The sequence below is a fragment of the Gulosibacter chungangensis genome (genome assembly GCF_008831155.1).
GTDB classification, from domain to species: domain Bacteria; phylum Actinomycetota; class Actinomycetes; order Actinomycetales; family Microbacteriaceae; genus Gulosibacter; species Gulosibacter chungangensis.
In genome coordinates this window covers 87,734-112,449 of sequence record NZ_WBKB01000008.1, presented here as the reverse complement: position 1 = coordinate 112,449, position 24,716 = coordinate 87,734, and the positions used below count along the sequence as shown (strand labels likewise).

Annotated in this window: 19 protein-coding genes and 1 pseudogene; 10 read left to right on the top strand and 10 right to left on the bottom strand. The window is 64.3% G+C overall.

Annotated features, from left to right (window positions below; all coding sequences use genetic code 11):
- The first annotated feature begins 6 nt into the window (after nucleotides 1-6).
- Nucleotides 7-564 carry a YdcF family protein gene (locus F8O05_RS12060; RefSeq protein ID WP_158052997.1) on the top strand — a complete coding sequence of 186 codons (558 nt, stop codon included), beginning with the start codon at nucleotides 7-9 and terminating at the stop codon, nucleotides 562-564.
- Nucleotides 565-658: 94 nt separating this feature from the next.
- Here the strand turns inward: F8O05_RS12060 and F8O05_RS12055 are convergent, their stop codons facing one another.
- Nucleotides 659-1,657 (bottom strand): LCP family protein, encoded by a 999-nt coding sequence (locus F8O05_RS12055; RefSeq protein WP_158052996.1) that lies wholly within the window; start codon nucleotides 1,655-1,657, stop codon nucleotides 659-661.
- Nucleotides 1,658-1,819: 162 nt separating this feature from the next.
- Entirely contained in the window at nucleotides 1,820-2,770 is a 951-nt protein-coding gene (coaA, locus tag F8O05_RS12050; protein ID WP_158052995.1) for a type I pantothenate kinase, read from the bottom strand.
- Nucleotides 2,771-2,878: 108 nt separating this feature from the next.
- Here coaA and glmS point away from each other — a divergent pair, with 108 nt between their 5' ends.
- The 8 genes from glmS (at nucleotide 2,879) to groES (ending at nucleotide 11,282) form a co-directional block, all read left to right on the top strand.
- Nucleotides 2,879-4,729 (top strand): glutamine--fructose-6-phosphate transaminase (isomerizing), encoded by a 1,851-nt coding sequence (gene glmS, locus F8O05_RS12045; RefSeq protein ID WP_158052994.1) that lies wholly within the window; start codon nucleotides 2,879-2,881, stop codon nucleotides 4,727-4,729.
- Nucleotides 4,730-4,735: 6 nt separating this feature from the next.
- A complete protein-coding gene (locus F8O05_RS12040; protein WP_192497171.1) occupies nucleotides 4,736-5,092 on the top strand; it encodes a holo-ACP synthase in 357 nt (118 codons plus the stop codon).
- A 127-nt stretch (nucleotides 5,093-5,219) separates the two neighbouring features.
- A complete protein-coding gene (locus F8O05_RS12035; RefSeq protein ID WP_192497170.1) occupies nucleotides 5,220-7,124 on the top strand; it encodes an alanine racemase in 1,905 nt (634 codons plus the stop codon).
- Nucleotides 7,121-7,642 (top strand): tRNA (adenosine(37)-N6)-threonylcarbamoyltransferase complex ATPase subunit type 1 TsaE, encoded by a 522-nt coding sequence (gene tsaE / locus F8O05_RS12030; protein ID WP_158052991.1) that lies wholly within the window; start codon nucleotides 7,121-7,123, stop codon nucleotides 7,640-7,642. Before F8O05_RS12035 ends, tsaE begins: the two co-directional genes overlap by 4 nt.
- 110 nt (nucleotides 7,643-7,752) lie before the next feature.
- Nucleotides 7,753-8,376, top strand: coding sequence for a tRNA (adenosine(37)-N6)-threonylcarbamoyltransferase complex dimerization subunit type 1 TsaB (gene tsaB / locus F8O05_RS12025; protein ID WP_158052990.1), 624 nt, complete (start codon nucleotides 7,753-7,755; stop codon nucleotides 8,374-8,376).
- On the top strand, nucleotides 8,373-9,956 hold the full coding sequence (tsaD, locus tag F8O05_RS12020) for a tRNA (adenosine(37)-N6)-threonylcarbamoyltransferase complex transferase subunit TsaD (protein ID WP_225735892.1): 1,584 nt from the start codon (nucleotides 8,373-8,375) through the stop codon (nucleotides 9,954-9,956). Before tsaB ends, tsaD begins: the two co-directional genes overlap by 4 nt.
- Nucleotides 9,957-10,017: 61 nt before the next feature.
- Nucleotides 10,018-10,845 carry a hypothetical protein gene (locus F8O05_RS12015; RefSeq protein ID WP_158052989.1) on the top strand — a complete coding sequence of 276 codons (828 nt, stop codon included), beginning with the start codon at nucleotides 10,018-10,020 and terminating at the stop codon, nucleotides 10,843-10,845.
- A gap of 143 nt (nucleotides 10,846-10,988) precedes the next feature.
- Nucleotides 10,989-11,282: a co-chaperone GroES gene (gene groES / locus F8O05_RS12010; protein ID WP_158052988.1), complete on the top strand. Its 294-nt coding sequence runs from the start codon at nucleotides 10,989-10,991 to the stop codon at nucleotides 11,280-11,282.
- 276 nt (nucleotides 11,283-11,558) lie between these two features.
- Here groES and F8O05_RS12005 read toward each other — a convergent pair whose 3' ends face one another.
- Together F8O05_RS12005 and F8O05_RS12000 are read right to left on the bottom strand one after the other, a co-directional pair.
- Nucleotides 11,559-13,511 carry a glycoside hydrolase family 15 protein gene (locus F8O05_RS12005; RefSeq protein WP_225735899.1) on the bottom strand — a complete coding sequence of 651 codons (1,953 nt, stop codon included), beginning with the start codon at nucleotides 13,509-13,511 and terminating at the stop codon, nucleotides 11,559-11,561.
- A gap of 185 nt (nucleotides 13,512-13,696) precedes the next feature.
- Nucleotides 13,697-14,911: a class I SAM-dependent methyltransferase gene (locus F8O05_RS12000; protein ID WP_158052987.1), complete on the bottom strand. Its 1,215-nt coding sequence runs from the start codon at nucleotides 14,909-14,911 to the stop codon at nucleotides 13,697-13,699.
- A gap of 272 nt (nucleotides 14,912-15,183) precedes the next feature.
- On the opposite strand from F8O05_RS12000, the gene guaB reads away from it, so the two are divergent.
- The gene (guaB, locus tag F8O05_RS11995; protein ID WP_158052986.1) at nucleotides 15,184-16,686 is read left to right on the top strand and encodes an IMP dehydrogenase; all 1,503 of its coding nucleotides are present in this window, start codon (nucleotides 15,184-15,186) and stop codon (nucleotides 16,684-16,686) included.
- A 149-nt stretch (nucleotides 16,687-16,835) separates the two neighbouring features.
- On the opposite strand, the gene F8O05_RS11990 is transcribed toward guaB, so the two are convergent.
- The 6 genes and pseudogenes from F8O05_RS11990 to F8O05_RS11965 form a co-directional block, all read right to left on the bottom strand.
- Nucleotides 16,836-17,768: a siderophore-interacting protein gene (locus tag F8O05_RS11990; RefSeq protein WP_158052985.1), complete on the bottom strand. Its 933-nt coding sequence runs from the start codon at nucleotides 17,766-17,768 to the stop codon at nucleotides 16,836-16,838.
- A 212-nt stretch (nucleotides 17,769-17,980) separates the two neighbouring features.
- Nucleotides 17,981-18,772: pseudogene (locus F8O05_RS15105) on the bottom strand (ABC transporter ATP-binding protein); the annotation flags it as partial.
- A 212-nt stretch (nucleotides 18,773-18,984) separates the two neighbouring features.
- On the bottom strand, nucleotides 18,985-20,049 hold the full coding sequence (locus F8O05_RS11980; RefSeq protein WP_225735891.1) for a FecCD family ABC transporter permease: 1,065 nt from the start codon (nucleotides 20,047-20,049) through the stop codon (nucleotides 18,985-18,987).
- The gene (locus F8O05_RS11975; protein WP_225735890.1) at nucleotides 20,046-21,101 is read right to left on the bottom strand and encodes a FecCD family ABC transporter permease; all 1,056 of its coding nucleotides are present in this window, start codon (nucleotides 21,099-21,101) and stop codon (nucleotides 20,046-20,048) included. The genes F8O05_RS11980 and F8O05_RS11975 overlap by 4 nt, the downstream gene beginning before the upstream one ends.
- Nucleotides 21,098-22,126, bottom strand: a complete 1,029-nt coding sequence (locus F8O05_RS11970; protein WP_158052984.1) for an iron-siderophore ABC transporter substrate-binding protein — start codon at nucleotides 22,124-22,126, stop codon at nucleotides 21,098-21,100. Before F8O05_RS11970 ends, F8O05_RS11975 begins: the two co-directional genes overlap by 4 nt.
- Before the next feature lie 359 nt (nucleotides 22,127-22,485).
- Complete coding sequence (locus F8O05_RS11965; protein WP_158052983.1) at nucleotides 22,486-24,687, bottom strand: NADP-dependent isocitrate dehydrogenase; 2,202 nt, start codon at nucleotides 24,685-24,687, stop codon at nucleotides 22,486-22,488.
- Nucleotides 24,688-24,716 lie beyond the last annotated feature (29 nt).

Here is a 24,716-nt window from a genome sequence, read left to right as displayed (position 1 = left end):
CGCCGGATGAACTATCAGCAGCTGCGCAACCGTACGGTAATAATCACCGGCAGCATCCTTGCCGCGATGTTCGTCGTGCAACTGTTCATCGTGTTCTTGCCGAAGACGGATGCGCAGAAACCGGTTGATGTTGTCGTGGTGCTCGCGCCGCAGACCTACCGTCTGCACGCGGGCGTCGACCTCATCGACGCCGGTTACAGCGACAGGCTCGCGATCTCGGCGCCGCTGATCGAGTACCCGGGCTGGCTCTGCGCGCAGGATGCGTCGGTCGAGATCGAGCGGCCGGTCACGATCGTGTGTTTCGAGCCGGTGCCGTCAACCACGCAGGGGGAGGCACTGTCCTTCGCCGAGGTAGCTGAAGCCCACGGTTGGGAGTCGGCGGCGGTGGTCACTGATCGGAGTCACCTGAACCGTACGCGGATGTACTTCGAAACCTGCACGTCGGGGATTGAGTACAGCTTCATCATGGCCGAGCGTGATCGGTCTGTGCTGGGGCGGGTGTTCTCGTTCTTTTATGAGACGTTTGCTTGGTACAAGGCCGGGGCGATTGGGCTGTGTAATTAGGTGGGGGTCCTCGATACGCGCTTCGCGCTACTCGGAGAACTGGGTGGGGCGCCGCTTCTTGGAGGATGGGCGGGGGTGCGCGGTGAGTGGCAGGTTAGCCTTCGGGCTTGGCGGGTGGGTGATAGTTCGTCAGGTCGTCGGTCGCGAACTTCTCGCGGAGCGTTTCCAGTTCATCCCAGTTCACGTAGACGACCGACTCGTCGCCGATCATCCCGGTGCCGTCGGTGGGCAGCGTGAAGTTATTGACATCGCGCGTGCGGACTGAGGTCATCGAGGTCCCGAGATTGAACATCGCCTGACCGTTCAGAGAAGAATCCGTCGCAACGTACGGAGTCACCGCGCCGAGCAGCTCATTGAGCTTCCCCGGGTTCGTGAGGGTGTCCCGCGAAATCAACTGCGACATAGCTGCCTTCAGGAACAGCTGCTGATTCGCCACACGCTGATAGTCACCATCCTCGAAGGAATAGCGTTCGCGGACAAACACCAGCGCCTGATCGCCCGAAAGCGTGATCGGGCCAACCGGGAAGTCATGACCACCCGAAGAGAAAGCGTACTGGTTGTGCACGGTCACGCCGCCCAGAGCATCTGTTACGCCCTTGAAACCGTTGAAGTCGATCATCGCAACGTGGTCGATGCGCTGGTCGATCAGCGACTCCACGGTCTCTACCATCAGCGGCACTCCACCGAGCGAGAGCGCGGCATTGATCTTCATCTCGCCGTGGCCGGGGATTTCCACCCAAGAGTCGCGCATGATCGACATCAGCTGGATGCTTTCACGGTCTCCCGAAATATGCGCCACGATGATCGTGTCGGCACGGCTACCGAGATCGGTGAGCAGCGACTCGGACGAGTCAGCGCGGGAATCGGAACCCAGCAGCAAGATATTGAGCGGAGCATCCTCACCGTCGAACGGGGCCGGTCGCTTCGAGTCATCCGGGAAAGCGTTTTCGATTTGCTCGATCTCGTTGAGTTTGGTCTGGATGTTCCACCAGACCAGTCCGACGGCGACCAGTAGTAGGACGAGCACTGAAGCGATGCTGATCAGAACTATTTTCTTGCCGCGGCCCTTGGTTGCCGTTTTGCCAGTAGACATGACGCTAATTCTCACATGAGATTGGGGCGCTTCGATACGTCGCTGCCGCTCCTACTCAGCGAGCGAGGTGGGCGTGGCGGGACGCTTCGATACGTCGTTGCCGCTCCTACTCAGCGACCGATGCTGCGCTCGATGCTCAGTGACCGGATGCGGCGGGCGGGACTAGACCTTGCGGAGGAGGACGCGGTCGACGGTGTGGTCGGAGGCTTTGCGCAGGATCAGGCGGGCGCGGGAACGCGTGGGGAGGATGTTCTCCTCGAGGTTCGGGAGGTTGATGGACTCCCAGATTCCCTTCGAAGTCTCGATCGCCTCTTCACGGGAGAGGTCCGCGTAGCGGCGGAAGTACGAGGAGGGATTCGAGAAAGCGCCCTGCTGCAGCCGCAGGAAGCGTTCCTGGTACCAACGCGTGATGTCTTGGGTACGCGCATCCACATAAATCGAGAAATCGAACATGTCGCTCAGCGCGAGCGAGTTTGACCCCGGCGGCTGCAGCACATTCAGGCCCTCAACGATCAGCACATCCGGTGCGTTCACGACGATTTCGGCATTCGGCACAATGTTGTAGACCATGTGCGAATAGAACGGCGCGCGCACCTCGGGCGCCCCCGACTTCACCTGCGTGACAAACCGCAGCAACGCGCGACGGTCATAGGATTCCGGGAAGCCTTTGCGCTCCATCAGCCCGCGCCGGGCTAGTTCCTCATTGGAGTAGAGGAAGCCATCGGTGGTGATCAGCTCGACCCGGGGCGTGTCTTCCCAGCGCCGCAGTAGCTCACGCAGCAAACGCGCGACCGTGGACTTACCCACCGCCACCGAACCGGCCACCCCGATCACAAACGGCGTCGGGGCACTTCGCTCGCCGAGGAACGAGGTCGTTGAGCGACGCAGTTCCCGGGCGTTTGCAATGTAGATATTGAGCAGTCGGGAGAGCGGCACGAACACTTCGCGAACCTCGGCCACGTTCATGGGGTCGCCGAGTCCACGCAGTCGATTGACGTCCGATTCATCAAGCGTGAGCGGGGTCGTGGGCGCCAATTCGGCCCAGTCCGCACGCGCAATTTCAACAAATGGCGTCGACCACTGTGTCTCGTCACTTCGGCCGGGAACAGGCATAATCAGCGAGTCTACTTGGTATCCGCGGCTCGCGAATTCGACCAAAAATTGCAGCTTTTTTGTGCGGATGTGCGGGTGATGTCGGTTGTATGCGCAATACTTATCCGCATGTGTGGAATTGTTGGATATGTCGGAGACCGACTCAGCCAGGACATCCTTCTCGGTGGCCTTGGCCGCCTCGAATATCGAGGCTATGACTCCGCCGGTATCGCTGTGGTGGATGGTGAAGGTCAGCTTCACCACCGCAAGCGTGCCGGCAAGCTACAGGTGCTCCGCGATGACCTGGCCGAAACGCCCCTGCCTGACGGCAATATCGGAATCGGGCACACGCGCTGGGCAACCCACGGCGCCCCGACCGACGCGAACGCGCACCCGCACCTGGCGGATGACGGCAAGCTCGCGGTCGTGCACAACGGCATCATTGAGAACTTCACTGCCCTGCGCGCAGAACTGCTCGCCGACGGCGTGACCCTGCTGTCCGAGACCGACACCGAGGTCGCAGCACACCTGCTCGGCCGCGAGTACCGCAAGGTCGGCAACCTCGAGCAGGCTTTCCGGAACGTTGTTACCCGCCTTGACGGCGCGTTCAGTCTCGTGGCCGTGCACCAGGACCAGCCGGATGTGATCGTCGCCGCCCGACTCAACTCGCCACTGGTCATTGGCCTGGGTGAGGGGGAGAACTTCCTCGGTTCGGATGTCGCGGCTTTCGTCGAGCACACTCAGAAGGCAATCGCGGTGGGCCAGGCCCAGATGGTCGTGGTTCGCAAGGAATCGGTAGAGATCACCACCTTCGACGGTCAGCCCGCCGAAGGCGAAGCTTTCGATGTTGACTGGGATGCAGCGGCCGCTGACAAGGGCGGTTGGTCGTCGTTCATGGCAAAGGAAATCGCGGAAGACCCGCAGGCCGTGGAGGACACCATCCGCGGTCGCATCACCGACGGCACGGTGCGGTTGCCGGACCTCGAAGCGCTCAGCGACGAGTACTTCCGCGACATCGACCGCATCCTGCTGATCGCTTGCGGCACCGCCTACTACTCGGGCCTCACCGGGGCCTACGCCCTCGAGCAGTGGACTGGTGTGCCGGTCGCTGTCGAACTTGCCCACGAGTTCCGCTACCGTGAGCCGGTCATCACTGAGCGCACCCTCGTGGTCTCCCTGTCGCAGTCCGGTGAGACGATGGACACGCTCTTGGCCGTGCGCTTCGCGCGCGAAGCCGGTGCGAAGACCATCTCGATCTGCAACACCCAGGGTGCGACCATCCCGCGCGAATCCGACTCGGTTGTTTACACCTACGCCGGCCCCGAGGTTGCCGTGGCGTCGACCAAGGCCTTCGTCGCGCAGATCGCCGCGATCTACCTGCTCGGTCTGCACATCGCGAAGGTCCGCGAGACCCTCACCGACGAAGAAATTCGGGTTGAGACCACCGAGTTCCAGACCATCCCGGACAAGTTGCGCGAAACCCTCACGCATCACGAGAGCATCAAGGAACTCGCTGGCTGGATGGCCGACACCCGCTCGGTGCTGTTCCTCGGGCGCCACACCGGATACCCGATCGCACTCGAGGGTGCGCTCAAGCTCAAGGAGATTGCGTACATCCACGCCGAAGGTTTTGCCGCCGGTGAGCTCAAGCACGGCCCGATTGCGCTGATCGAACCCGGCCAGCCGGTGTTTGTGATGGTGCCGAGCCCGCGTCACGACAACGGGCTGCACGCCAAGATCGTCTCGAATATCGAGGAGATCCGGGCTCGCGGTGCGCACGTGCTCGCGGTGGCCGAAGGTGGCGACGCCTCGGTCATGCCGTACACGGAAGCCGTGTTCGCGACCCCACCGACCTCTGTCTTCTTCGAACCTTTCCTCAAGGTGGTGCCGCTGCAGATCTTCGCGCTCGAGCTGTCCACCGCAAAGGGCCTCGACGTCGACCAGCCGCGTAACCTCGCGAAGTCCGTCACCGTCGAATAAATTACAGTGATCCACGGCATCGGAGTAGACACCGTCGAGCTCAGCCGTGTGGAACACGCGCTCGCCAACCCAAAGTTTGGCGAGCGCGTGTTTGCACCGGAAGAACTCGCGCTGCCACTGTCCTCGATCGCGGCACGCTTCGCCGCGCGCGAGGCGGCGGTCAAAGCGCTGCGCGGTCTGCACGGACTGACGCTGCGGGACCTCGCGGTGCACCGCAATCACCTGCAGGCGCCCGAGTTCGCACGCAATACGAAGCTGGATGCGGTGCTCACCTCACTGGGCGTCAAACGGCTGCACCTTTCGCTTTCGCACGATCGCGAGTACGCCACCGCATTCGTCATCGCCGAAGGCCGGCTGTCGTGACATTACGCTCGTTGAGTAGGAGCGAAGCGACGTATCGAAACGAACTCGCGCCGTGTCGGTCATTTCGATACGCGGCCTTTGGCCGCTACTCAATGACCGACTCCTTGTGGAAGAAAGGAGATTGCCAGTGAAGCCCCTCATCGAGGTGGATCTCGACGCGATTCGCGAGAACTATCGCACGTTCCGCGACACGCTCGGTGTCGCGGTGATCCCCGTCGTCAAGGCCGAAGCCTACGGGCACGGTGCGCTTGCGGTCGCGCAGGCCGTCGTCGGTGCGGGTGCTCCAATGATCGGTGTCGCGGATGCACGCGAAGCGATCGCGCTGCGGGATGCGGGCATCGAAGTGCCGATTCTTGCCTGGCTCCACTCGCCGATGCAGGACTGGGACGCTACTTTCGCCGCCGATCTCGAACTCGGCATCTCCTCCTTCGATATGCTCGCCCGTGTTGGCGAGCGAGCACGCAACCGCGTGAGCTCGCAGAAAACCGGGCCGCTGCGCATCCACCTGAAACTTGATACCGGGCTCGGCCGAAATGGTGCTCGCGAGGTCGACTGGCTGGCACTCTTTGCACAGGCACGCGACCTCGAGAGAACCGGGCAGCTCAAGGTCGTCGGCATCATGAGTCACATCTCCGGGGCGAGCGAGACTGATGACCTTGCGCAGATCGCGAGGTTCGAGCGCGGCCTCACACTGGCTGAACAGGTCGGGTTACAGCCTGAACTCGTGCATCTCTGCGCGACCGGCGCGGCCCTGAAGTATCCGCAGGCGCGTTACGACGCAGTACGAATTGGCATCGGAATATACGGCCTCTCGCCCTTCGATGCGGGGGAGGACCCCGGCATCCCGCTACGACCCGCCCTCTCGCTGCGAGCGCCGCTCGCGCACGGATTCACCTCGGAAGAAGAACACAGCCACAGTTGGCGGATCGACATCGGCTCTGCCGACGGTCTGCCGCCGCTGGAGATAGCCGGGCTGGAAGCCTTGCCGCCGCTGGTCGATAACTTCGGTGACCGCTGGCAGATCGAACTCATCGAAGAGAACCACAGCATCGTTGAGCCCTATGGGGACCTCACTGAGCCGAGCCCGGACGGTCGAGGTGACCGGCGCATCCTCACCGCAATTGGTCCGCAGACCACGGCGGATGATTGGGCGGCAGCCGCCGAGACAATCAACTACGAGATTACGACGCGTTTGTCGGGCCGAATCGATCGGGCGTATTTGGCGCCGGAGCGGCTGCGGGCGGCCGACACGATGGCCGCCGGTAGCGACCGTCGCGTGGCGCCGCTTCGGAAAGCGGTGATTGATCTGGACAAACTGCGCGTCGGGCTGCAAGAGCAGTATGCGCCCGTCGACCTCAGCGCCGATGCTTACGGGCACGGTGCGGCGGAACTGCTGCCGCTCGTGCTCGAAGAGGGCCTCGAGGTGGTTGCGCGCACCTATGCGGATGTGGCGCGGCTGCGGGAACTCGGTGCCAAGCACGTGCAGCTCTATGCCAATGCTCCCGAAGCGACCCGGACGTTCTACGGCCTCAGCGGCGATACGCGGCATGCGGCGCTCGCGCTGCGCTCAGAACTCATTCACGTCAAGCGGGTCGCGCCCGGTCAGGCCGTCAGCTACGGCTATCGATGGCGGGCAGCGGAGCACACGACCCTCGGGCTCGTGCCGATTGGCTATGCGGATGCGATTCCTCGCGTGGCCTTCGAACGCGCCTATGTGAGCGTGGGCGGCGCAACCGCGCCCATTGTGGGGCGAGTGGCGATGGACCAGGTCGTGATCGACCTCGGGGACAATGACTGCTGGCCGGGGATGCCGGTGCACATTTGGGGTTCGGCGACCGGCGATGTGAGCCTCCACGACTGGGCGTCCTGGACTGATCTCACACCCGCCGCACTGTGCGCCACGCTTGGGCAGCGCGTGAACCGGGTGTATGTCACGCGCGAACCCTATGAGTCCGCTGGGTTCGGGCTGCCCGCGGTCCGGGTGATTTCCAGCGACGGCATGATGTCGAGCGACCAAGGAGACTCAGCATGAGCGAAGTAACCGGCAGCATCCGCACCGCGGCCGACATGGAAGCCTTCGGTGAACGGCTCGCATCCCAGCTGCGGGCGGGCGACGTGCTCGTGTTGACGGGGCCGCTCGGCGCGGGGAAGACCACCCTCGTGCGCGGGCTCGGTGCTGCGCTTGGCGTGCGTGGGACCGTTGCGAGCCCGACCTTCGTGATCGCACGCACGCACCCTTCGGTGAGCGGCGGGCCCGCGCTGATTCACGTGGACGCATATCGGCTGGGCTCGGCACTCGAACTGGACGATCTCGACCTCGACTTTGAGGCCTCGGTGACGGTGATCGAATGGGGCAGTGAATTCGTTTCGGCGATTGCGGACTCCTGGCTGGAGATTGTGATTGGGCGGCCGCGGGCGGGGGACGCAGCTGGTGCTGGTGCCGGTGCTGAAGCCCACGAAGATGAGGCTGACGAACCTCGCCGCGTGCTCCTCCGGGGCACTGGCCAGCGTTGGGCAGACGCCCCCCTCGATGCAATTCTCACTCCTTGAGCCGACGCGGTAGGCATCGTATCGAAAGGAGCCCGTTGCGCTACGCCCTTCGATACGGCTGCGCCTACTCAGGGAGCCGGGCGTTCGTGAGGCAACGTAGACTGGCGGGTATGCTCCTCGCAATTGACACGTCCGCTGGGACCGATGTCGCCGTGGTGTCTGAGGGAGGACGAGTTCTTGCGCAGTCGCGTACCGTCGATACCCGTCGCCACGCCGAAATCATTGGCCCCAGCATCAGTTTCGTGCTGCGCGAGGCCGGAATCGGCCCCCAGCACATCACCCAGGTCGTCAGCGGCATGGGCCCAGGTTCCTTCACCGGCCTGCGCGTCGGCATCGCCGCGGCCCGCACCTTCGCCTTCGCCCGCAGCCTGCCGCTGAACCCGATGCCCAGCCACGAGGCCATCGCCCACGAGTGGCGAGCCGCGAATCCCGACCACAACGGCGCCATCTACGTAACCACCGACGCCAAGCGCCGCGAACTTGCGCTCACGCGCTTCGCCGCAGGCGAGACGCTCGCGGGGGACTTCGAACTCATCGCGCCCGACGCGGTCGCCGAACTCGCCGAAACGTCCGGCGCCACGCACGTTGCCGCAACGCAGGTCTCAGCCGCGCACCTCGCGCTGGCCTGGCTCGACCGCGAAACCGCCGGCATCGATGCCGCGCCGGATGAAGTGCTCTACTTGCGTGCGCCCGACGCGAAACCGGGCGCAGTACCGAAACGGGTGACAGGTTGAACAAGATTGTGATGCGGCCCGCAGAAATTGAGGATATCCGCGGGATCTCGAAGCTCGAACGCGAAGCGTTCCCGGCCGACGCGTGGAATGAAGCGACCATCCGCTCGGAGGTGGAAAGCGAACACACCGGCTACTGGACCCTCACCGACGGTGAGCGAATCTTCGGCTATGTCGGAGTGCTCGCCGGGCAGGGTTCGGGCGAGGCTGATGTGCAGACCATCGTCGTTGACCCGCAGGTGCGCCGCGATAGTTGGGGCACAAGGCTCCTGCAGACCGCCCTCGAATGGGCGAAAGAACGCGGCGCAAAGCTCGTTTTTCTCGAGGTGCGGGAAAGCAATGTAGGTGCGCGCGCGATGTACGAACGACTGAGCTTCGAAGCCATCGGTCGCCGCGAGGGCTACTACGCCGGCAGTGGCGAAGCGGCCATACTCATGCGCGGCCAAATCGACCGGGTGCTCACCACAGCAGCCGCGAAACTCCTGCCACCGTTTCCGCTGGAGCCGCTCGTCCTCGGCATTGAGACCAGCTGCGATGAAACCGGAGTCGGGATCGTTCGCGGCACGACGCTGCTCGCGAACGCCGTCGCCTCCTCAATGGACGAGCAGGCGAAGTACGGCGGTGTCGTCCCCGAAGTTGCCGCCCGCGCACACGTCGACTCGATGGTGCCGGTGCTGCGTGAAGCGCTCGACACCGCGGGGGTCGCCCTCGAGGACCTCGACGCGATCGCTGTCACCGCAGGTCCCGGCCTCGCGGGAGCGCTCATGGTCGGCGTGGGCGCCGCGAAAGCACTCGCCATCGCCGCCGACAAACCGCTCTACGGCGTCAACCACCTCGTCGGCCACGTCAGCGCCGACCTGTTGCGCGAAGACGGCGAACCGATCGAGTTCCCGGCGATCTCGCTCCTCGTCTCGGGTGGCCACACGAGTCTGCTGCGCTCGGAATCACTCACCGGCGCATCCGAACTCATCGGCGAAACCATCGACGACGCCGCCGGCGAAGCCTTCGACAAGGTCGCGCGCGTGCTCGGCCTGCCCTACCCGGGCGGCCCATCCATCGACAGGGTCGCGGCCGACGGCGACCCGAAAGCCTTCCGCTTCCCGCGCGGGCTCACCCACCCCAAGGACCAAGCCAAGCACCGCTTCGACTTCTCATTCTCAGGACTGAAGACCTCCGTCGCCCGGCAGGTCGAGAAATTCGAGGATGCGGGCGAGCCGGTCCCGGTGGCCGATATCGCCGCATCCTTCCGCGAAGCGGTGGCGGATGTCCTGCTCACCAAAGCCATCGACGCCTGCAAGGAATTCGACACGCCCCGGCTGCTGCTCGGTGGCGGCGTCGCCGCGAACGCACGAGTGCGCGAACTCGCGGCCGAACGCTGCGCCGCCGAGAGAATCTCGCTGCACATCCCACCGCTGAAACTCTGCACCGACAATGGCGCGATGATCGCCGCGCTCGGAGCACAACTGGTGATGTCGGGCCGCGAACCGTCGACTCTAGAAATCGGTGCCGACTCGACGCTGCCGATGACTACCGCGCAGGTTGACGAGGCCTTCGAAGAATCTGCGACTTCAGTAGCTAGTTAGTCAATCCGCAACTGGGAGACCTTAGGATGATCGCATCCATCAGGGGAGGAGCCTCGGCACTATGACCGACACGAACGGTGCGAAAGACGAGACTCGTCTAACGCCGGAAGACCCGACCGAACACGACGTCGTCCCCGCCAGCGGTGGCACTTTCGGGGTCGACGGTGATCAGTCGGGCTTCGGGCAGCATCCGCTGCCGGGCGAAGCGGGCGTTGATGGCGGAGCGGATGCTGGTGCCCAGGCCGGTGCGGATGCCCAGGCCGGTGCGGATGCGCAGGCCGGCCGCCCGGAAGAAGCTGCGAGCGATCTATCCATTGGTGAGGTCGAGATCGACCCCACCGGCACGGAGGTTCCTAGCCAGAGCAATGGTGTGGGTTACGACAGCAGCATTGACCTGAGCGATATCGATCGCGACTTCAACGCCGACGGGAACGGTGCATCCGCGGTGCCAGCCGATGGCGGTACCTTCGGAGTCCAGCACGACGAATCGGGCTATCAATCGGTCGATGGGCACCCGAACGCCGCCCCCTACGGCGAGAATTTTGGTGCCGCGCAGCCCGGCTTTGGGCAGGGCGAGTTCGGTGCGTTTTCACCGCCCGCGGGGACTCCAGCGATGGCGCCGCCGCAGTTCGGTGCGGCTCCGGAGGCGAAGCCAGGGGCGGATGTGCTGGCGATTTCGGCGCTCGCGGTCGGTGTGCTCGCACTGCTGTTGATGCTGCTGCCGAGCTGGTCCTATATGGCCGGTGGTGTGCTCGGCATTCTTGCGGTCGTCCTCGGCGCAATGCGGATGCATGGACCGAGCCGGACTTTTGGCATCCTCGGTGTGGTCACCGGTTGCCTCGCGGTGATCATCGCGGTGGCGACGGCCGTGCTGGTGTATGTGATCTGAGTCCGTACGCTATCCGCGTACAGCGAGGATCGCTTCGGGTGGCACCATCAGCCTTCGACGCATAGACTCGAGTTAGCACCCTCAGGGTGAGAGTGCTAACTTTCGAACTTATACACATCGTTACGCCTAGAAAGAGGTCAACAGTGTCGGTGAACATCCAGCCGCTCGAAGATCGCATTGTCATCCAGCAGGTCCAGGCAGAGCAGACCACTGCCTCGGGTCTCGTCATCCCAGACACCGCTGCAGAGAAGCCCCAGGAGGGCGAAGTTGTAGCCGTTGGTCCGGGTCGCTTCGACGACGAAGGCGAGCGCATCCCCATGGACGTTGCAGTAGGCGACAAGGTCATCTACTCGAAGTACGGCGGCACCGAGGTTAAGTACTCCGGCAACGAGTACCTCATCCTCTCGGCACGCGACGTGCTCGCAAAGGTGCTCTAAACCTTTCGCAGTCGTTGATGTGGGCCCCGACTCCGGTCGGGGCCCACATCTTTTTCCGGTCGCTCCCTTCCCCGAGTAGGCACGTAGTGCCGTATCGAGGGGCGGGCTCGCTGCCTCCGTCATCCCTCACGAAATACCACCGAGAATGCATTCGGCTATTTTCACGAAAGTAGTCGACTAAAGTTTCGGTGGTATTCCGGCGAGAGTGATGTGCGGGATGCGCGGCGGCGCGGCAGGCAGCGGGGCGGCGGGCAGTGGGGCGCCAGCAGCGGGGCGCTACCGTGGTTTGAGGTTGGCGCGGGCGAGAGCGTCCGCGGCGCGGACTAACGCGAGGTGCGAGAATGCCTGCGGGAAGTTGCCGACCTGCCGCCGAGCGACGGGGTCGTACTCTTCGGAGAGCAGTCCGACGTCGTTCGCGAGAGCGCAAAGCCGATCCATGAGCTCGTGCGCCTCCGCCAGCCGGTTCGTGCAGGCGTAGTGTTCGACGAGCCAGAACGAGCAGGCTAAAAATGGTGACTCGGAGCCCGGCAACCCGTCGACGGATCCAATGTCGGTGCGGTAGCGGCGGAGGAAGCCGTGGTGCATGAGGTCCCGCTCAATCTTCGCGACCGTCGCGAGCATCCGCGGATCGTCGATCGCGCAAAAACCGACCTGGGGCAGCAGCAGTAGCGATGCATCCACCTCGTCGGTGTCGTAGTGCTGCACGAAGTGGCCGTCGACGACTCCCCGCGACAGAATCTCTTCCCGCAGTTGCCCGCGCAGGTTGCGCCAATGATCGACCGGCCCCTTGAAGCCGTGCGCCTCTGCAGCCTGCACGGCGCGGTCGAGCGCCGCCCACATCATCACCCGCGAATGCACGAAAAACTTCGGCTCGCCGCGGATCTCCCAGAGGCCATAATCGGGCTCATCAAAACGTTCCAGGACCGACTGCACGAGCGCCCGCTCGAGCGGCCAGGAGATCGCGGCTTCTTCGAGCCCGGCCTCGCGGGCGGCGGAAAGCGTCACGAGCACCTCGCCCACGACATCCGCCTGATACTGCTGCTGCGCGCCATTGCCGATCCGCACCGGACGCGAATCGGCATAGCCCGGGAACTGCGGCAGCTCGCGCTCGAGAAGGTCCCGCTCGCCGGCGAGACCGTACATGATCTGCAGGTCGGCGGGGTCACCGGCCACCGCGCGCAGCAGCCAGTCGCGCCAGTGCGCGGCGATGTGCACGAAGCCGTGCTCGAGGAGCACCTCGAGGGTGAGCGCCGCGTCGCGCAGCCACACGAATCGGTAGTCCCAGTTGCGACTGCCGCCGAACTCCTCCGGCAGCGAGGTAGTCGCGGCCGCGGCGATCCCGCCGGTATTGCGATTTGTGAGCGCGCGCAGGGTTAGGAGCGACCGGATCACCAGGTCTCGATGCGGGCCGTCATGTTCAATTCGCTGCGCCCAGCGCTGCCACCAGTTGCGGGTGGTTTGGATGCTCGCCTCGGCATCGAGCGCGGGCGGGGCCGGCAGGTGGGAAGGGAACCAGGTGATTGCGAGGTCCCGGTGCTGATCGGCCTCGACCGTGAAGCTGCCGCGGTGCGAGGTACCCGCGGCGTCGAGGTGCCCGCAGCGGGCGAGGACCGCATCCGGCCCCTCGATGGCAAGGAGTTCCGGATGCTCGCGGGACCCGATCTGTCGCACCCACGGCAGCGCGCGGGCATAGTCGAAGCGAAACCGAAGGGTCTGCTCGAAATGCACCGAGCCGCTGACGCCGACGACTCGGCGGATGAGGTCGGTGCGGTTTGTGTCTTGCGAGTTGGCTCGGGTTCCGTCGGTGTCGGTGTCGGTGTCGGTGTCGGTGTCGGTGTCGGTGTCGGTGGCGTTGTCGATGTCCGCGTCGGTCTCGGTCTTGGTGTCCGCGTTTGCGGTGGTGTCGTGGATGGCGAGGTAGTCGTGGACCTCGGCGACCCCGGAATCGGTCTCCCATCGGGTGATGAGGATGAACGTGTCGCTGTCATAGCGGCGCGTGCAGGTGGCGTTCGGGTCGCTCGGGCACAGGGTCCAGTGGCCGTGTTCGGCCGTGCCCAGCAGCGCGCCGAAGACGGATGCGGAGTCGAGCCGCGGAAGGCACAGCCAGTCGATGCTCCCTCGCCCCGAGACCAGTGCCGCCGTGCGGCAGTCGCTCAGCAGGGCATAGTCCTCGATCGGTGTGGGCCGGTTACCTGGAACGGCACCGCGCAAACCTGCATCACCCTTGATCTCGGACACGAGGCGAGTGTATTCCTCAGATCTGAGCGCCCGCAGGTTGGGCGCGCGTTCGTTTCGATACACCGGCCTCCGGCCGGCGCCCAACGGACGGGCAGGAGTTGACCTGCGGTCGGCACTCAACGAGCGGGCTAATCGCACTCAACGAGCGGGCTCATCGTAATCAACGATCGGGCGGGTTAGGCGCGTTCGGCGAGGATGGCGACCCGGCGATCACCCACGCGGGTGCAAATCAAGGTGGCAGATGCATCCCCCTTGAGGCTCAGCTGCTTGCGGAACTCTGCCGGGTCGATGTCGACGCCGCGCACCTTGATTTCGAGGGTGCCGATCCCGCGGGACCTCAGCTCGCGCTTGAGCAGCGACTTGTCGAGTTTGAACTGCTCGACGATCCGGAAGGACTGCGCGAATGGCGAGGAGACTTCCTCGTAGGTGGTGATCCAAGCAATTTCGGGTGCGATCATCCGACCGCCGAGCTGCCGGGCGAGATCCCCAATAAACCGTGCGCGGATGATCGCCGGATCGGGCTCGTGGAGCCAGGAACCGAGCTCGCCGACCGGCGCATCCACCGCATCCGCTGCCGTGGTGCGCGAGGAGATTTCGTGACTTGCGCCATCGCGGATGCTGAGTACCGAGCGGCGTATTCCCTCGCGCGCGGCCGGACCGAGCCACACCGCGCACTCCACGAGTTCGCCGCCGACCGACACCCACTGCGCCTCGCCATCGTCGGGGAGCAGCTCGTGGGGGATTGCCGGGCCGAGTTTGACGCCGACCGACCTATCGAATTGCGCGCAGCCGAATGCGAAATCGAGGGAGGGCGACCAATCGGCCGGATTCGCGAGCCGCCTGGATGCGCCGCGTTCGGTGGCACCTTCCCGAGCGGTTCGGCGGGCGGGGTCGAGGAAGACTCCGTCGAATTCGGACAGGTCTGTTTCCTCCGCGCGGCCGTGACGCACCTCGGCGTTCGGGAAGGGTGCGAGATTGTGGGTGGCGATCGCGGCGGTGACCTCATCCATCTCGACCGCCACGACCTCGAACCCGAGTGCAGCGAACGTCATTGCGTCCGCGCCGATTCCGCAACCGAGATCCGCGATGCGCCTTGTGCCTGCCTGCCGGAATCGATTGCCGTGGTGCGCCGCGACGGTGAGCCTGGTTGCCTGGGCGAGGCCGTCTTCGGTGAAGAGCATTCGGTTTGCGAACTCGCCGAACTTGCCGCGCGCCTTGCGACGGAACTTCAGCTGGGTGAGGATCGCGGCGCTCGTGCGGGTATCCGCCCCCGCCTTGCGCAGGGCCGTGACCGCGCCGAGCGCATCGCGGGCGGTGTCGAGTTCCGCGAATTGCTCGAGTAGCGCCATCGACTCGGTGGTGAGCAAGGCGGTCAAGTCTTCGCGATCCATGCGCTCTACCGTAGTTGGTCGCGTGCCGACCGTGTGCCGGGGTAGATCCATCGACGAGTTAGCGCGCAGGGAAAAATGGAGCGGTGGGAGGAGAATATTCCCGAGCGCATCCTGCCCGCAGCGTAATCGCTCCCGCGTGCCGAAAGTGCAATCGGCGCGTAGGATGAATTACCCGCCGTATTTCGCAGGCGAACGCGGCCGCCGCGTGCTGCGCGAGAACGGCCGACTGTTTCGCCGCGTTCCCTCGCCGAATAACTGGAGAAACCGTCAATATGACCGAGCACGACCCATTTGCGTTTACTGGACTCACCTACGACGACGTCCTGCTGCTGCCGGAAGAGACGGACGTCATCCCCTCCGAAGTGGACACCACCACGCAGCTCACGCGCAACATCTCGGTGAAGGTGCCGCTCATCTCCGCCGCGATGGACACTGTGACCGAATCGCGCATGGCTATCGCCATGGCCCGCCAAGGTGGCCTCGGCATCCTGCACCGCAATATGTCGATTGAAGACCAGGCCGACATGGTCGACCGCGTCAAGCGTTCGGAATCGGGCATGGTCACGAACCCCATCACGACCTCGCCTGACGCGACTGTCGCCGAAGTGGATGCAGTGTGCGGCCAGTTCCGGATCTCGGGCCTGCCCGTGGTGGACGGCGACGGCAAGCTCGTCGGCATCATTTCGAACCGCGATATGCGTTTCGTTCCGGACAGCGAGAAGAAGACGACCAAGGTTTCGGAGGTCATGACCTCGGAAAACCTCGTGACCGGTCGCGTGGGCATTACCGGCGAAGAGGCGTTTGGTCTGCTCGGCAAGCACCGCATCGAGAAGCTTCCGCTTGTGGATGACAACGGTGTGCTCAAGGGCCTGATTACGGTCAAGGACTTCGACAAGATCGACAAGTATCCGGATGCCTCGAAGGACACTCAGGGCCGCCTGCGCGTGGGCGCGGCGATCGGCTTCTTTGGAGACGCTTTCGATCGTGCCGTTGCGCTGCGCGACGCGGGCGTTGACGTGATTGTGGTTGACACGGCGAACGGGCAGTCGCGCGGTGAGATCGACATGATCCGTCGCCTCAAGACCGACCCGGCATTCAGCGGCGTGGACATTATTGGTGGCAACATCGCGACCGCCGAAGGTGCGAAGGCGCTCATTGACGCCGGTGCTGACGCAGTGAAGGTTGGCGTTGGCCCAGGTTCGATCTGCACCACTCGCGTGGTCGCCGGCGTTGGCGTGCCGCAGATCACCGCGATCTACGAGGCCGCGAAGGCTGCCCGCGGTTCGGGCGTGCCGATCATTGCCGACGGTGGCCTGCAGCACTCGGGTGACATCGCGAAGGCACTCGTTGCCGGTGCGAACTCGGTGATGCTCGGTTCGCTGCTCGCCGGTACCGACGAGTCGCCCGGTGACCTGATTTTTGTGAACGGAAAGCAGTTCAAGTCCTACCGCGGCATGGGTTCGCTCGGCGCGCTGCAGACTCGCGGTAAGAAGACTTCGTACTCGCGCGACCGCTACTTCCAGGCCGATGTTCCCGGTGACGACGACCTGATCGCCGAGGGAATCGAGGGCAAGGTGCAGTACCGCGGCACCGTTCGACAGAACGTTTTCCAGCTCACCGGTGGCCTGCACCAGTCGATGTTCTACGTCGGCGCCCGCACCGTACCGGAGCTGCAGTCGCGCGGCCGCTTCGTGCGCATCACGCCTGCCGGCCTCAAGGAATCGCACCCGCACGACGTACAGATGGTGGTTGAGGCACCGAACTACCGCAAGTAGTCGGTTTTCGCCGCCTGCTTCGACGCGATACCACCCCCAGCCTCGACGCGATACCACCGAGAATATAGTCGACCACTCTCAGGAAAGTGGTCGACTATATTTTCGGTGGTATTTGGTGTGGGGTGGGGCGTATGCGCCACACCCGGCAGCTAGTTTTCGGACTTGCCGAGGCGCCAGTAGCCCATGAAGGCGACGGTGCGGCGGTCGATGCCGCGTTCCGACACCAGGTGACGCCGGAGCGTTTTGACGGCACCGGCCTCGCCCGCCAGCCAGGCGTACAGCGTGGTGCGTTTGAGTGCTGCCCCGCCCTTGGCGTGACGCGGAACCTCCCACAGCAAGTCAGAGTCCACATCGATTTCTTCGACCGATTGCGGGGTGCCCTCCGGCGCGATCTCGGCCACGGCCTCGCGGGTCGCGGCGACTAGCGCCGAACCGTGCGCGGCATCCGCACGCGGCACCACTCGCACCTCAATTCCCGGATGCTCCGGCAGATACCCAGCATCATCCACCGATGGAACTTCGAGCACGGCGATCCCGCGCGCCTCCCGCGGGAGCTGTTCGAGAATCACCGATATCGCAGGCGCCGCGGTCTCATCGCCGGCGATGAGGAATTGCTCGGTTTGCGCGGGCGGCACGAAATCGACACCGCCGGGCTCACCGTCATACTCGGCATTCGGCCCGAGGATCAACAGTTCGTCACCGATCTTGGCATTCGCGATCCAGCTGGATGCAGGGCCTACGGTCGCCTCGCTCGCCGCCACAGCACTTTCTGCTTCACCGTGCACCACGACATCCACGTCGAGCTCGCAGTCGGCCGCTCGGACATAGCGAGTGGTGTAGGTGCGCAGTGGATGACGACGTTCGTCAGGCAGCTGCCGCCAGGTGTCGTACCAGTCGGTGGTCTCGAGCAGCTCCGAATAGTCCACGCCGGCAAGCGGGAACACGAGCTTGATTCGCTGATCAAAACCTGGGTCGGCAAAGGTCGCGAGTGAGGGGTCGGTGAACGTGAACCGGCGGAACCCCGAAGACAGATCCTGGATCGCGCTCACTCGAACGGGGAAGAACTTGAACGGTTGGGTCATGGAATCTCCTCAGCAACAGAATCGGCAATAACTTCAACAGGATCGATGCGCTTCGCGCGTGCAGCAGCATGGTCGGCAGCTTCGGCAGCTTCGGCAGCTTCGGCAGCTTCGGGAACACCTGGAGCACCGGCAGCAGCAGCACCGGCAGCACGTTCGGCAGCGTGCGCCGCAGCATTCTCCGCCGCAGCAGCAGCCGCAGAATCCGCAGCCGATCGCGCATGGTGGCGTCCACGAGGGACGATCAGCGGCCCACCCGAAACCGGATCAACCACCACCTGGGCCTCGAGCCCAAACACTTCGCGCACCCGCTCTTCGGTAACCACCTCGGCAGGAGCGCCAGCAGCCACGACCTGTCCGCCGCGCATCGCAATCATGTGGTCGGAATAGCGCGCCGCGAGATTAATATCGTGCAGCACCATCACCACGGTGGTCCCACGTGATCGGTTGAGATCGGTCAGCAGATCCAGCACCTCCACTTGGTTAGCGAGGTCCAGAAACGTGGTCGGCTCGTCGAGCAGCAGCACATCGGTCTGCTGCGCGAGCGCCATCGCAATCCACACGCGCTGCCGCTGCCCGCCCGAGAGCTCATCCACCGGCCGGTCGGCGAGCGCCGAAGTGCCGGTGACGTCGAGCGCTTCGGCGATGATCTGCGCATCCTCACGATTCTGGCTCTGCAGCAGTTTCTTGTGCGGATGCCGACCCCGGCCCACGAGATCAGCGACCGCCATCCCCTCGGGCGCGATCGGCTGTTGGGGGAGGAGCCCCAGTTTTGTGGCGAGTCGCTTGGTGGGGATTTCGCGGATCGATCTGCCATCGAGCAGCACCGATCCTGACAGTGGCTGCTGGATGCGCGCCAGGGTCTTCAGCAGCGTCGACTTCCCGCAGGCATTGGCGCCCACGATCGTCGAGATCTTCCCGACCGGGATGCGCAGATCGACTTTCTCGCTAATGGTCTTTTTGCCATAGCCGGTCGCGAGCTCGACCGCCTGCAGCTCGCGAGCCACAGCCTGCCGGCGTGCCGAAGCACCCGACTGCGCGGGGGATGAAACGGCGGCCTCACCGGTAGTTTGTGCGGGCAATGAAACAGCGGACTCCCCGCGAGCTTGAGTGAGGGACGAAAAGGCGGACTCACCAGGAGCTTCCTCGGCGGTCGAGAGAAGCCTCGGAGCCGCTGGTTTTTCGGGTTTAGCACCGCGACCGGTGAACGGTTTGCGGGTCATGTGGATGCTCCTTGAGCGTTTTGACGGACGAGCAGATAGATCAGGTACGGGGCTCCGAGTACGCCGGTGATCACCCCGACCGGGAAGTTGGTGGTGAACGCGAACTGGCCAATCAGGTCGCTCGCGAGTACCAAAATCGCGCCCATGAACGCCGACGGCACCAGCAGCGATCGGCCGGTATGCCGCACGAGCCGAGTCACAATCGGTCCGGACAGAAACGCCACGAAGGCGATCGGCCCGGTGGTGGCGGTCGCGAACGCGACGAGCGCGACGCCGGCGAGAATCAGCGAGAGACGGGTGCGGTTGACCGGCACACCCAAGGCGACCGCCGCATCCTCACCCAGCTCGAGGGGACCGAGCTTCGAGGCATTGGCGAGCAGAATACCGCCAAACACGACCACCGCGATCGCGAGCATCGGGATGCTGTCCCAGCTGATGCCATTGAGGCTGCCGGAGAGCCAGCGCAGGGCCTTGGGCAGGTCGTAGGCGTCGCCCTGCAGCATCAGGTAGGAAATCACCGCGTTGAACATCGCCGCGACCCCGATACCGATCAGGATCAGTCGCGATCCGAGCCCGCCGCGTCCGGACGACAGCAGGTAGATCACCAGCGCCGTTGCGAGGCCGCAGATGACCGAGATCGCCGAGACTGCGGCACCGCTGAGCCCGAGGACGAGGATCGCGAAGACCGCCGAGGCGCTCGCTCCGGAGGTGATGCCGATCACATCCGGGCTCGCGAGGGAGTTGCGCAAAATGGTTTGGAAGAGATACCCGCCAGCCCCGAAGGCGAGGCCCGCGAGCAGTCCCGCGGTGGCGCGGGGGATGCGCAGGGTTCCGATAGAGAAGCTCGCGCCAGCCACCTGTTCACCGCGCATCACGGCGAAGACTTCCCCGAAGGAATAGATCACATCGCCGACGAGCACCATGGTCCACCACAGCGCGATCGCAATCACGCCGAGGATGATCGTCACGGTGAGGAAGCGTGCGGTGCGGGCGCGACGGCCGGCCTGGAGGCGTTCGAGCGTCGACGGTGCCTGGATGCCGTGGTTGGTGTCGTCGGTCACAGTTCACGCACCTTTGCTTGCCGGGCGATGAAGATGAGAATCGGTGCCCCGAGGATCGCGGTGAGGATGCTCACGTTGATCTCTGATGGCCGGCCAAGCACCCGGCCGAGGGTGTCGGCGAAGGTGAGGAGGGCCGCACCTCCCAGGGCTGAAAGCGGCAGTAACCAGCGCTGGTCCGGCCCCACGAGCATCCGAATCACATGCGGGACCATCAACCCGACAAACCCGATCGGCCCGGCGACGGCCGTGATGCTCGTACAGAGCAGCACGCCAGCGACGGCGACGGCAGCGCGAGTTAGGGTGACGTTGACGCCGAGGCCGGTGGCGGCCTCATCGCCGAGTGCGAGGGCATTGAGTGCGCCGACGGAAAGCAGCGCGATGAGGGCACCTGCGATCAGGAAGGGTGCGATCGTGAGCATATTGTCCCAGTCGCCGCGGCCGGCGCTGCCGATTTGCCAGAACCGGTAGGTGTCCATCGCGTTCGGGCGGGGGAGCACGATTGCGGTGATGATTGAGGTGAGGGCGGCGGCGGTGGCAACACCCGCAAGGGCGAGCTTGATGGGGGTCGTTCCGCCCGGGCCTACTGAGCCGATCACGTAGACGAACACCGCGGTGGCTGCGCCGCCGATGATCGCCAGCCAGATGTACTGGTCGATCGTGACAATCCCGAAAAAGACAATGCCAACCACAACAAAGAGCGACGAGCCGGTGTTGATCCCGAGCACACCCGGGTCAGCGATCGGATTGCGGGTGATGGCCTGCATGAGCGCTCCCGAGACCGAGAGCGCGGCACCGGCGATGAGTGCGAACACGGTGCGCGGTACCCGCTCGTGCACTGCGATCTCGCCGAGGCTGGATGGTTCGCCAAACAGACCGACGAAGATTTCTTCCCAGCTGACCTGCCGCGCGCCAAACGCCACGGAGAGTACGACTGAAATCGCGACCAGCGCGAGGCAGATGCCGAGGGCAATGAGGGCCCTCGGCACCCGCACGCGCGGCGCAGTTGGAGCGTTATCCGGACCTATGGTCCGGGGGATGGATGCAGTGGTCACTGGACCTTCGCGGCAGCCTCAGAGATCAACGTGAGGTAGTCGTCGAGGTATGCCGGGATCGACAGCGGCGAGGGGCTTGCCGAAGCCGCAAACGCGCCGTCGGTACCAAGCAGCACGACTGAGTCGTTCTGCACGGCACGGATCTGGCTGAGCAGCGGATCGGCCTTCCAAGCATCCAGCGCAGCCTGGTCACCGTAGAAGACGATGATGTCGACGTCGTTGAGCTGGTCGACGTTCTCGGCGCTGATCGAGGTGTAGAACTGGCTCTGGTCTTGGGTCGCAGCGATGCTCTCGGGGACCGCAAGGCCGAGGTCCTCGAGGTATGCGGAACGAGGGTCGCTGGTGTTGTAGAAGCCCACCGTGGACAGATCGGTCGCGTCGCCACCGTAGAAGAAGCCTGCTGTCAGGCCTTCGATATCGGGATGCTCGGCACGCTTTTCAGCGAGCAGGTCCTCGAGGTCGGCGGCCAGGGCCTCGCCTTCCTGGGCCATACCGAGTGCGGTCGAGTTGACCTTGATCACGTCACGCCAGGTGGTCGTCCAGGCAATTTCGGGATAAGCGACGGTTGGGGCGATCTGGCTGAGGGTGTTGTATTCCTCTTCGGTGATCCCCGAGTAGGCGGCGAGGATGACATCCGGCTGCGTATTCGCAATGGCGTCGAAGTCGAGGCCGTCGGTTTCATCGAAGAGCACCGGCTCGGCGCCGAGTTCGTCTACGGCGGCTTTGGTCCACTCGAGCATGCCGCTGCCGTCTTCTACGCCCCAGCTAGCGGCGGGGAAGCCGACAGGGGAGACGCCAAGTGCGAGGGGAACATCCTGGTTCGACCAAGCAATGGTCGCAACGTTTTCGGGTTTTTCGGGGATTACGGTCTCGCCGAAGGCGTGCTCGATGGTGATGGGGAATTCACCGTCGGATGCGGCACCGCTGGTTTCCTCGGTGTTGTTGGGGGAATCGCTCGCACAAGCGGCGAGTGAGGTCATGAGGGCTGCCGCGATTGCGGCTGCAGCGAAGCGCTTCAGGCGCATGAAGTTGCCTTTCGAGAAGATTTTGTTCCGACCCCTTGTCGAAACTATTAGGGGAGGCTAACCTTACTACTGACAGCGTTCACTGCAAGCGATGTCGGAAAAATTCTCTCGCATAAACAATCGGCGGGTCAATGCACCTCTACCCAGGCATTGACCCGCCGATTGCTTTCCGATTTTTGATCTTGACGCGCCTCGCGAGGAGCTGGTGCGCGTCGGGGTGGGTGGATGCGCCTTCCGAGGACCCGGTGCACCGCGACGCGGAAAAATATGCCGCCAGCGTGGAGTCGGTGGTCAGATAACCGTGGACCCCACGCTGGCGGCATAAAACTCGCGGGATTATTCAGCCCGCACGACGACCCCTACGCGAGCTGCGCCAGGATCTCGTTGAACGCCTTCGAGGGGCGCATTACGGCTGCGGCCTTCTCGGCGTCGGGACGGTAGTAGCCACCGAGATCAACAGCTGCACCCTGCGCGGCCACGAGCTCTGCGGCGATCGCGTCGAGCTGTGAAGCGAAGGCTTCAGCGACCGGCTTGAACGCGGCAGCGAGTTCGGCGTTCTCGGTCTGCGAAGCGAGCTCCTGCGCCCAGTACGCGGCGATGTAGAGGTGTGAGCCGCGGTTGTCGATCTCGCCAACCTTGCGCGAAGGCGACTGGTTCTCGTCGAGCAGACGCTCGGTGGCCTTGTCGAGGGCAGCACCCAGCACTGCCGCACCGGCGTTGTCACCAGCCGTTGCCTCGTGGCGGAAGGACTCCGCCAGTGCCAGGAACTCACCGAGCGAGTCCCAACGCAGGTGGTTTTCTTCCACGAGCTGCTGGACGTGCTTCGGCGCCGAACCGCCGGCGCCGGTCTCGAAGAGGCCGCCGCCGTTCATCAGCGGAACCACCGAGAGCATCTTCGCCGAAGTACCAACCTCGAGGATCGGGAAGAGGTCGGTGAGGTAGTCACGGAGCACGTTACCGGTTACTGAGATGGTGTCCTCACCGCGGCGGATGCGCTCTACCGAGAACTTCGTAGCCTCGATCGGCGAGAGGATGCGGATGTCCAGCCCCTCGGTGTCGTGGTCAGCGAGGTACTCGTTGACCTTCGCGATCAGGTTGCGGTCGTGCGCACGGGTCTCGTCGAGCCAGAACACGGCCGGCTGGCCCGAAACGCGAGCACGAGTGACAGCGAGCTTGACCCAGTCACGGATCGGAGCATCCTTCGTCTGGCAAGCGCGCCAGATGTCACCGGGCTCGACGTCGTGCGCGATGAGCACCTCGCCAGCCGAGTTGAGGACCTCGACGCGGCCAGCGACCTCGATCTGGAAGGTCTTGTCGTGCGAGCCGTACTCCTCAGCCTTCTGCGCCATCAGGCCCACGTTCGCAACCGAGCCCATGGTGGCCGGGTTCAGTGCACCGTTAGCCTTGCAGTCCTCGATTACGGCCTGGTAGACCCCGGCGTAGCTCGAGTCGGGGAGGACGGCGAGCGTGTCGTCCTCTTCGCCCTTCGGGCCCCACATGTGGCCGCCGATGCGGATCATCGCGGGCATGGATGCATCCACAATCACGTCGCTGGGTACGTGCAGGTTGGTGATGCCCTTGTCCGAGTTCACCATCGCCAGGCGCGGTCCGTTTGCGTAGTCGGCGTCGATCGCGGCGAGGATGCCGTCCTTTTCGGGGAGGTTTTCGGCGCCAGCGATGATTGCGGCGAGACCGTCGTTGGCCGACAGGCCTGCGGCGGCGAGCACCTCACCGTACTGCTCGAAGAGCGAGGGGAAGAAGGCGCGGACGATGCGACCGAAGATGATCGGGTCGGAGACCTTCATCATGGTCGCCTTGAGGTGTGCCGAGAAGAGCACGTCATCAGCCTTCGCGACGGCGATCTGCTCGGCGAGGAATGCATCCAGCGCGGTGGCGCTCAGGAAGGTGCCGTCGACAACCTCGCCCGCGAGTACCTTGAGGTTCTCCTTGAGCGAGACTTCGCTGTCGCGGGTAACGAGGCGGATGCTGAGGGTGTCGTCGGCGGGGAGGATGACCGACTGCTCGTTCGAACGGAAGTCGTTTTCGCCCATGGTGGCGACGTTGGTCTTCGAGTCGGCTTTCCAATCACCCATCGAGTGGGGGTGCTTCTTGGCGAAGTTCTTCACGGCGGCCGGCGCGCGGCGGTCCGAGTTGCCCTCACGCAGGACCGGGTTCACTGCCGAGCCCTTGATCTTGTCGTAGCGTGCGCGGATCTCGGCGTCACCGCCGTCTTCTGGGTAGTCGGGGATGTCGAAGCCCTGCGACTGCAGTTCCGCGATCGCGGCCTTCAGCTGCGGCACCGATGCCGAGATGTTCGGCAGCTTGATGATGTTCGCCTCGGGAGTCTTCGCGAGTTCGCCGAGTTCAGCGAGGGCGTCGCCCACGCGCTGCTCCTCGGTGAGGTTTTCGGGGAAAGCGGCCAGGATGCGGCCGGCGAGCGAGATGTCGCGGGTGTCGACTTCGACGCCCGCCTTGGCTGCGTAAGCCTGAACGATCGGAAGGAAGGAGTAAGTCGCGAGGAGAGGTGCCTCGTCGGTGTGCGTGTAGATGATCTTCGCCATGCGCGGAAACTCCCTAATGAAGTGGGTTT

Bases quoted from the DNA above. Each gene is read 5' to 3' on its own strand.
- F8O05_RS12060 (WP_158052997.1), top strand. From the start codon at position 7: ATGAACTATCAGCAGCTGCGCAACCGTACGGTAATAATCACCGGCAGC.
- F8O05_RS12055 (WP_158052996.1), bottom strand. From the start codon at position 1,657: ATGTCTACTGGCAAAACGGCAACCAAGGGCCGCGGCAAGAAAATAGTT.
- coaA (WP_158052995.1), bottom strand. From the start codon at position 2,770: ATGCCTGTTCCCGGCCGAAGTGACGAGACACAGTGGTCGACGCCATTT.
- glmS (WP_158052994.1), top strand. From the start codon at position 2,879: ATGTGTGGAATTGTTGGATATGTCGGAGACCGACTCAGCCAGGACATC.
- tsaE (WP_158052991.1), top strand. From the start codon at position 7,121: ATGAGCGAAGTAACCGGCAGCATCCGCACCGCGGCCGACATGGAAGCC.
- tsaB (WP_158052990.1), top strand. From the start codon at position 7,753: ATGCTCCTCGCAATTGACACGTCCGCTGGGACCGATGTCGCCGTGGTG.
- F8O05_RS12015 (WP_158052989.1), top strand. From the start codon at position 10,018: ATGACCGACACGAACGGTGCGAAAGACGAGACTCGTCTAACGCCGGAA.
- F8O05_RS12000 (WP_158052987.1), bottom strand. From the start codon at position 14,911: ATGGATCGCGAAGACTTGACCGCCTTGCTCACCACCGAGTCGATGGCG.
- guaB (WP_158052986.1), top strand. From the start codon at position 15,184: ATGACCGAGCACGACCCATTTGCGTTTACTGGACTCACCTACGACGAC.
- F8O05_RS11990 (WP_158052985.1), bottom strand. From the start codon at position 17,768: ATGACCCAACCGTTCAAGTTCTTCCCCGTTCGAGTGAGCGCGATCCAG.
- F8O05_RS11970 (WP_158052984.1), bottom strand. From the start codon at position 22,126: ATGCGCCTGAAGCGCTTCGCTGCAGCCGCAATCGCGGCAGCCCTCATG.
- F8O05_RS11965 (WP_158052983.1), bottom strand. From the start codon at position 24,687: ATGGCGAAGATCATCTACACGCACACCGACGAGGCACCTCTCCTCGCG.